This is a genomic window from Kocuria marina, assembly GCF_000786655.1.
Lineage (GTDB): Bacteria > Actinomycetota > Actinomycetes > Actinomycetales > Micrococcaceae > Kocuria > Kocuria marina_A.
In genome coordinates, this window is the sequence record NZ_JROM01000023.1 from 1 (window position 1) to 3,083 (window position 3,083).

Consider the following 3,083-nt stretch of genomic DNA (forward strand, 5'->3'; position numbering starts at 1 on the left):
AGGCCAGGGTGACCTCGTGATGCGGGTCCCCGGCCTCGAGCTTCGCGTTGAGCCGGGTGACCTGCCTCTCGGTCAGGTGCTCGGCGCCGATCTGCAGGGTGCGGCGGATCCCGTACAACGGGTCCCCGGCCCGGCCCCGGTGGCCCAGAGTGTCCTGCTGCACCCGACGACGCACCTCGTCCACGACCTGCCCGCCGAGTTTCACCACGTGGAAGGCGTCCAGGACGGTGATCGCCTCAGGGAGTTCGTCGCGGATGGCGTTGGCGTAGCCGTGGAACGGATCCAGCGTCGCCGTGCGGATCCCGCTCGTGAACGCCGGCCCCTGCTCGGTGAGCCAGTCGCCGTAGGCCGCCCCCGTGCGCCCCTTGACCAGGTCCAGCAGTCGCGCCCGGGGCCGGCCGTCCTCGCCGCGGGAGTGGTCCACGATCCCGGTGACCAGCCCGGTGCCGGGTGGACCCACGTGGCGCCACACGTGCTCGTCCACGCCCAGGGCGTCCACCCCGGCCAGCCGATCCTCCGCGGCCAGCTGGGCCTCGATGACCGGGGCCATGGCGTGCCAGACGGTGTTCCAGGCGACCCCGAGCATGTCCGCCAGGGCCGAGACCGCGATGTCGTGGCAGCGCAGCTGGCCCACCGCCCAGGCGATCGCGCGGGTGGTGAGCTTGGCCCGCGGTGCCGCCAGCTCGTGGACCTCGCTGAACGTCACGACCTCGCAGGCGTCCTCCCGGCACCTGAAGATCCGCTTGCGCCACACCACCCGCACGGGCACCCCAGCGCAGGGCAGATCGTGGAGCACGACCTCCCGGCGGCCGTGGCCGGTGGCGAGCACCCCGCAGGACGGGCACCCCACCAGCGTCGGAAAAGTCTCCACCACCACGGTGAACGAGCGTGGTCCGCGTTCCACGGCCCTGACATGGACGTCGGGCAGGTCGAAGAGCGCGCACGCCGGCGCGCAGATAGCATGAGACACGTCGAGGCCTTCATGGATCGGGTTGCTTGGTCGCTACCCATCCTGGAGACCTCGACCTCTACCCAGACCTCACAACACACCCCTCGAGACGCCCACGCGCACACCGCTACCCATGCTCATCTGTGAAGGGCCGGATTTCTCCGGTCCCCCGTACACGGGTGAACCGTCATAGGTGATGATGCGTGAACCGGTGAGCAGGATGCCCACGAGCATGTTCCAGACCATCCACGTGGTGGCCACGGCGTAGTACGCGATGTCCTCCGGTCCGAGACCGGCGTGCAACCCCAGGGCCTTGAGGAACTCCACGACCACCCCGCCGTGGGAATGCACAATCCCTTTCGGTTTACCCGTGGTTCCCGAGGAGTAGAGGATCCACAGGGGATGGTCGAACGGGAGCTGCTCGTACCGCGGCGTCACGTCCCGCCCGCTGATCGCGGAAAAGTGCATCGACCCCTCCGGCAGGGCGCCCACCTTGTCTCGAGGCTGCTGGTCAACCACGATCAGTTGCTCCACGGTGGGCAGGACCTCGAGCAGCCCGGAGTAGCTCCCGGTCATGTCCCGCAGCGAACCGCCGAATTCGTAGCCGTCCACCACGAACAGCACCCGGGGTTCGATCTGCGCGAAGCGGTCCGCGACCCCGGACGGCCCGAAGTCGGTGTTCACCACCGACCACACGGCACCCACGGACGCGGTGGCCAGCATGGCGACCGCGGTTTCCGGGATGTTGGGGAGTACAGCGGCCACCCGGTCCCCAGCAACGATCCCGAGATCACGCAATTGCTGGGCGACGGACGCCACTCGGGCTTCCAACTCACCCCACGTCCAGGTGCTCGGTGCACTTGATTCGTGCTCCCCGATGATGGCGACGTCGTCCGGCCGGGTGTGCGCCGCCCGTAGCGAGTTCTCCGCGTAGTTGAGGCGTGCGCCGGGGAACCATTGCGCGCCGGGCATCCCCGTATCCGCCACCGAACTCTCCGAGGTACCTAGTGCCCGTTCCCCCGGCCGGGAAGCCACGACGTCGAAGTAGTCCCAGACGCCCTGCCAGAACTCGTTCATCTGCTCCACCGACCACGCGTGCAGCGAGGGATAGTCCGGGAGCCCGATCCCGTGCCGGCGTTCGGCCCACCGGGCGAAGTCGAACATTCGCGAGCCACGGATGGAGTCCTCCGAGGGGGTCCACAGTGGTGCTCTCAGGCCGTCATTCGATGAGGTGTTCATGGCCCCATCGTTGCATCCGCGGTGAGCGGCGTCACGCAAGGCGCCACCGGGATGCGATGTGGCGACAGCGGGAATCATTCGTTGCATGCCCATCCCGGGAACGGGAGGAGTAAGGCCTCAGGGAGGCTGTTCATGGGACACATGGAAAAAGCCCCCGGGGCTGGGAGCCTGGGGGCTTGTGTTGGTGGTCGTGCTCGCGAGCGGGCCTGGCGTTCGTGGGTGGGCTTGGTGTCCGTGGGTGGGCTTGGTGTTCGCGCCGGTGCTGCCGGTGCTCATGAATGGGCCTGTTAAATGGTGGGAGGCCGCACCCGGTGTGGGGTGCGGCCTCGACCACTCTTTTCTTGTGTGATTCCGGCGGTGTCTTACTCTCCCACACCCTTCCGAGTGCAGTACCATCAGCGCTGTGGGTCTTAGCTACCGGGTTCGGGATGGGACCGGGCGTTTCCCCCACGCTATAACCACCGGAAACCCTGTCACCAACCCCCACGGTTGCTTGTACTAGCACCGTGTGTGTAGGGGTGGTGAAACCTATTGGGGTCCGTGTTTCGTGGACCAAGCTCTATTCTGTTATCACGATCAACCAACCACTGCCCTGGCCCACCCCGTTTACCGGTGTACCCGGTGGGGGTGGGGGGTTGTTGGTGGTCAACCACATGGTGGACGCGAACACCACACTCTGATGAAAATTGTGTGTGTAGAAGTTTTCGGTGTATTAGTACCAGTCAGCTCCACGTCTTGCAACGCTTCCACATCTGGCCTATCAACCCAGTCGTCTACTGGGCACCTCACACCCCCGCAAGGGGGGGTCAGGAAATCTCATCTCGGAGCAAGCTTCCCGCTTAGATGCTTTCAGCGGTTATCAATCCCGAACGTAGCTAATCAGCGGTGCTCCTGG

General features: G+C 66.1%; 2 protein-coding genes and 2 rRNA genes. All 4 read right to left on the reverse strand.

What is annotated here, in order from left to right; translation table 11 throughout:
* On the reverse strand, positions 1 to 970 hold a 970-nt coding region (locus tag AS25_RS08230), incomplete at its 3' end, for an ISL3 family transposase (protein WP_253270523.1).
* A gap of 69 nt (positions 971 to 1,039) precedes the next feature.
* A complete protein-coding gene (locus tag AS25_RS14210; RefSeq protein ID WP_084118095.1) occupies positions 1,040 to 2,188 on the reverse strand; it encodes an AMP-binding protein in 1,149 nt (382 codons plus the stop codon).
* 349 nt (positions 2,189 to 2,537) lie between these two features.
* Positions 2,538 to 2,654 (reverse strand): 5S ribosomal RNA (rrf, locus tag AS25_RS08240).
* Between the two features lie 225 nt (positions 2,655 to 2,879).
* Positions 2,880 to 3,083, reverse strand: a 23S ribosomal RNA gene (locus AS25_RS08245); the annotation flags it as partial.